This is a genomic window from Fibrobacter sp., from assembly GCA_017503015.1.
In the GTDB taxonomy this organism is placed as follows: Bacteria; Fibrobacterota; Fibrobacteria; order Fibrobacterales; family Fibrobacteraceae; genus Fibrobacter.
Genome location: JAFVTX010000045.1, coordinates 1 through 5,016 on the forward strand (window position 1 = coordinate 1; position 5,016 = coordinate 5,016).

Here is a 5,016-nt window from a genome sequence, read left to right on the forward strand (position 1 = left end):
GTGTGGCAGAAGGCGATAAGAAGGCCAAGGACAAGCTGACCGAGGCCGCCACCCGTTTTGTGGCCCCCCTCACCTTCGCGTCGCTCTCCAAGTGCCCCGTTTACCTCAAGGATGGCGCCGTCGAGGCTCGCCCCTTCCAGCACATCGACTTTCCCCGCTGGGCGGACCTCTACCTGGTGGTCCCCTGCACTGCCAACGCCATCGGAAAATTCGCCTACGGCCTGGCCGACGACCCCGTGTCCCTCTGCTTCATGAGCTGCACCTGCCCCCGCCTGCTGGCCCCCGCCATGAACGTAGCCATGTACAACTCCCCGGCTGTCCAGCGGAACCTCCAGACCCTCCGCTCCTTCGAGAACACCTACGTGCTGGAATCTCCCGCGGGCGAACTGGCCTGCGGCGAGGTAGGCTCCGGCCGCCTGATGGAACCCGCAGAAATTGTAAGCTTTATTGAAAAGTTAGACGAAAGACGAAAGACGAAAGACGAAAGAAATGTCGAAAAAAATCTTTCGTCTATAGTCTATAGGGAAGAAGTCCCGTCCTCTCGTCTATCTAAGGGGGGAAGCCTCCCCCTCGTGGGCACTTCGTCGCCCACTACCCCCTCTAGCGGGGGACACCCCCGCAACGCCTCCGCCGCACCTCTCGCAAGCGACGCCCTACCCGAGCAGGACCCGTCCCTCCCTGGATACGGACGCCGGGTGCTCATTACGGCGGGCCGCACCGAAGAGGCCATCGACCCCGTCCGCTACATCTCTAACCGTAGCAGCGGCAAGACGGCGGTGGCGCTTGCCTCCGTGTTCCTTGCCAACGGATATTCCGTAGAGGTGGTGGCAGGCCCTATGGAAGCGGAATTCCCGGGCGGCGCCGCGGTCCACCGCGTTCGCAGTGCCTGCGAAATGCACCGGGCCGTCATGGAACGCCTCTCGGGTGCAGATGCCCTGGTGCATTGCGCCGCCGTGGCCGACTACCGCCCGAAAGACCCCGCCCAAAGCAAGATCAAGGACAGCAGGAGCCAGCTGGTGCTGGAACTGGTGCCGAACCCGAACATTTTGCGGGACAGCGTCGCCGCCAAGAAGCCAAACCAGGTGGTGGTGGGCTTCGCCCTGGAGACGGACCATTTTGAAGAACACGCCCAGGAAAAATTGCTCAAGAGCGGCGCCGACGCCCTGCTGTTGAACGCCCCGGTGGCCAAGGACAGCGGCTTTGGCTTCGACAATGTGAACTACGCCCTGGTGACGCCGGGCAAAGATATTCCCGAAATGCAGATGGGTTCCAAGGTGGAACTGTCGGAAACTATTGTAGATTTTGTGAACCGCAAGCTGGAAGAACGCCATGGCTGAGGAATTCGATTTCAGTGCACTCCGCAGTTACCTCCAGGGACAGATGGACCTGGGGGATTCCGAGGTGTACCTGGACGAACCCTGGACACCCAAGAAACGCGTGGCCGCTCCCGCCGCTCCGGCAGCGGCGCCGTCCAGACCCGCCGCTTTCTCTGCTCCTGCCGCTTCCGCTGTGCCGCCTCCGCGTCCTGCGACCAGGCCGCAAGTGGTGCAGCCATCGCAACCCCAGGCACCTGTATTCATGTCCGATGCGATGCCTGCCCCCCGTTCCGTTTCCCGGACTGCAAGCCCCTTCGAGTCGGCCGCTTCCCTCCAGGACTTTTACGTACAAATTAACAACGAAAAAGTTTATGCGGGCAAAACCCTCTACCGTTATGAGGGCCCTGAGCATCCGGCGGTATTGCTTCTGTTCCAGGCCCCTCACGCCGAAATTCCGGCGGGCCATTTCTTCGAAAGTTCCGTAGCGGAAATGCTCAGGCGCATGTTCGCTAGCCTGAATGTCGCTCCCGAATCCATCGGAGTCACCTTCTTCTACAAGCTGCCGGAATCCAGGAATTTCCCGCCTCTGCTGGAGGCGGCGCTCCGCAAGATGCTCGCCAAGGAACTCTCCCTGCTCGTGCCTCCCACCATGGTGACCTTCGGGGAGCCCCTGTTCCATCAGGTCTTTGGCAAAGGCAAGAACTTCATGGAATCCGCCGGTACCGACCTGGAATTCGCAGGCGTCAAGACCTGCGCACTGGTAGATGCCTTCGCCATGGAAGGCGACAAGCAGCTCAAACTGCTGACCTGGAAAACACACCTGCCCAAGTGCTCCTACTTTAAGCGTTAAGTAAAGACACTAATTGTCGTGGGTCCATTCTATATTCCTGATAGTCAAAAGGGGATTTTAAAGCTGAAATTGCCTTTTTTAGACCAAAATTGTCAATTTTATTCGTTTTAGTCCATTGTGACGAACTATTTTCTGTATTTTAGTCCATTTTGTTGAATAAAAATATATATTTTAGTCCATTAAGAGGTGTCTTATGGACGAAAAAAAGCTACTACAGGTTCTTGCGGAACAGAAAGAAGAAATCACAACCAGGCGTGATTCCTGGGTGTCTCGTAGTGAAGAAGCCCTGTTTGAAATGGATAGTTCGCTTGCGCAGGTGGTCATCGGTGTTCGCCGCAGTGGAAAATCGACGATATGCCACAAGGTGCTGCAAGATCACGACATCAACTATGCTTATGCGAATCTAGATGACGATCGTCTGATGTCGCTTACCGTTGAAGATTTGAACACGCTTCTGCTTTGCCTTTATCAGCTCTACGGTACGGACCTACAGTATATCCTCCTCGACGAAATTCAGAATGTCGATGGATGGCACTTGTTTGTGAACCGTCTTTTGCGACAGGGATTACACGTGTTTGTTACAGGCTCCAACGCAAAGCTGCTGAGTAGCGAACTTGCAACGCACTTGACCGGACGTTACAACGAAATACGCCTTTATCCGCTTTCGTTTGCGGAATACTGTTCCTTTCATCAGGTAAATCTGCAAGATGTTACGACTAAGGCAGTGGCCGCTCGTAAATCGGCCTTCCTGGAATATCTGCAATATGGTGGGTTCCCGGAACTGCAAAACATTAACAACAAACGTGCTTACATACAAAGTTTATTTGACTCTATAATACTAAAGGATATTGCGGGTCGATTCAAAATCCGCCATGCCGAGGTACTCCGTACCATCGCGAATCACATAATCAACAATTCTTGCCAAGAGGTCAATTACAAATCCCTGGCGGAAAATTTTGGACTGAACAGCACCACGACCGCAATAAAATACGTGGACTATCTTAAACAGGCTTTCTTGATTGGGCTGTTGAGCAAGCATTCGTTCAAGAGTAAAATCCGGCTCCGTAACAGCAAGGCTTATGTGATTGATACGGGATTTATCGCCAATCGTGAAAACGCCCTCTCGCAAGAGATTCTGGGCTGGCGACTTGAAAATATGGTTTACATCGAACTGTTGCGTCGAGCCGCGAAGGAGTTCGATGACGTGTATTATTATAAGCCGTCGTCGCAATCTAAAGAAGTCGATTTCATTGTTTGCAGACAAGATAAAGCAAAGGAACTCGTGCAAGTCGCTTACGAGATTGATTCTGCCAAGACATTTAACCGAGAAACCTCGGCCTTAATCCAGGCTTCAGATGCGCTCAAGTGCAATGAACTAACATTGGTTTGCTTCGATGAAACTCGGGATGAAGTCGTGAAAGACAAGACTATTCACATAAAAAATGCTCTGGAGTGGAACCTTGGTTCTGAAAAGTGAAGAAAAATAGGCCTTCGGGCCGTTTTTTTGTTCCTTTTTGAAAAAATTAGATTATATTGGTAAGAAAAGAGGCTTTTATAAGGTAATCGCATTTTTGACATAAGTTTGAGCTTTGCTCTTGGCTTTCAATCGAAATCGGCAAAATTTTGAATATACGGAAGACTAAGCTGCATTGGCTCGCGCCACATGGCGTGGGTTTTTGCGTTTATTCCGTATAGGTTTTGCCGAACCGCGATTGAGTAAATTGCATGAACTCCACGCTTTTTTTGTGGAATTCTTGTGCCCGAGAGCAAACGACATCTATTGTCGTCGGTTCGTTTTATATTAAGAATGGTCGGCAAAACCTGTGGATAAATGCGAGGATCTATGATAAATAAACTTCTTGAAAAATTGCAAATGTTGGGTGTCGAAATGTGGTTGAAATCGCTCAAAATGGAAATTTTTGTCAAATCAATCTGCAAGAGGGAGATGAAGTGACATATTATTGCAAAAAATGCGGAAAGCCTTATGAGGGCTCAAACGCCATTATGTTTATGAGAACGTGTTCGTGTCTGCAAGGTGGCAAGTGCGAACCGTACCAGGGCCTTGAAACTGGTCCGTACCATTGTCGTAAATGTGGAATTCCTCTCCGCGATTTGTTCTCTCTTGTCAACAGGACTTGTCAACGGGATGGCAACAAATGCGAACCTTATGAAGGCCGACAATCGGTTGGCCCTTGGGTTTGCAAAAAGTGTGGGCGCACGCAAAAAGATATGTTTGCCCTAGTCAATTCAACCTGTAATTCCGGCAACGGGAAATGCGAACCGATTTGACAATTTAGAATAGAAATGTGCAATAATGTAAACAAAGGAAGAAAATAATGTCTAATCAGAATGCAACTAATCAAAAAAATAAGATGCAATTAACACAAAAAATGGAAGAAAAAAATTCTTTTAGTAAACGATTAGCAGAAGGTGCTAACAATTTTAAAGACGTTAGTGAGTCATTGAAAAGCATAAGTGAAAATTTAGGGAACCCAATAAACAAATTGTCATCTTTCTTTACAAAAAAGAAAAATACAACTACGCCAAAAGAAAAAAAAACGAATAATTCTTTTGTAGAAGACAAAGCTTCACATCTACCTGCAAATGAGTCTGTTTTAAGCGTAGAAATTACATCAAAAGAGAAGAACGAAGTGCCTTCGCAAGAAATATTAGTAAGAATAGATGAAGATCCTTTTACTCAATTGGAAGATGTTCTTAATCCTGTAAACATTGGTGAAAAGCATGATAAGGCATTGACCAAAGCCATTGAATCTCAATTAAAAATTCTTTCTGTTATAAGAACGCCGACTCTTCTAGGACAAACATACAATCTAATTCTTTCAGCAATAA

At 49.1% G+C, this 5,016-nt stretch carries 4 protein-coding genes; all 4 read left to right on the forward strand.

Features of this window, described 5'->3' with window-relative positions; genetic code table 11:
- Positions 1-1,337 (forward strand): hypothetical protein (locus IKB43_07835; GenBank protein ID MBR2470042.1); only part of this gene is annotated, 1,337 nt, incomplete at its 5' end.
- Positions 1,330-2,166: a hypothetical protein gene (locus IKB43_07840; GenBank protein ID MBR2470043.1), complete on the forward strand. Its 837-nt coding sequence runs from the start codon at positions 1,330-1,332 to the stop codon at positions 2,164-2,166. The genes IKB43_07835 and IKB43_07840, both read left to right, overlap by 8 nt.
- A gap of 193 nt (positions 2,167-2,359) precedes the next feature.
- Positions 2,360-3,643: an ATP-binding protein gene (locus IKB43_07845; protein MBR2470044.1), complete on the forward strand. Its 1,284-nt coding sequence runs from the start codon at positions 2,360-2,362 to the stop codon at positions 3,641-3,643.
- A gap of 859 nt (positions 3,644-4,502) precedes the next feature.
- A partial coding sequence (locus tag IKB43_07850; GenBank protein ID MBR2470045.1) for a hypothetical protein occupies positions 4,503-5,016 on the forward strand: 514 nt, incomplete at its 3' end.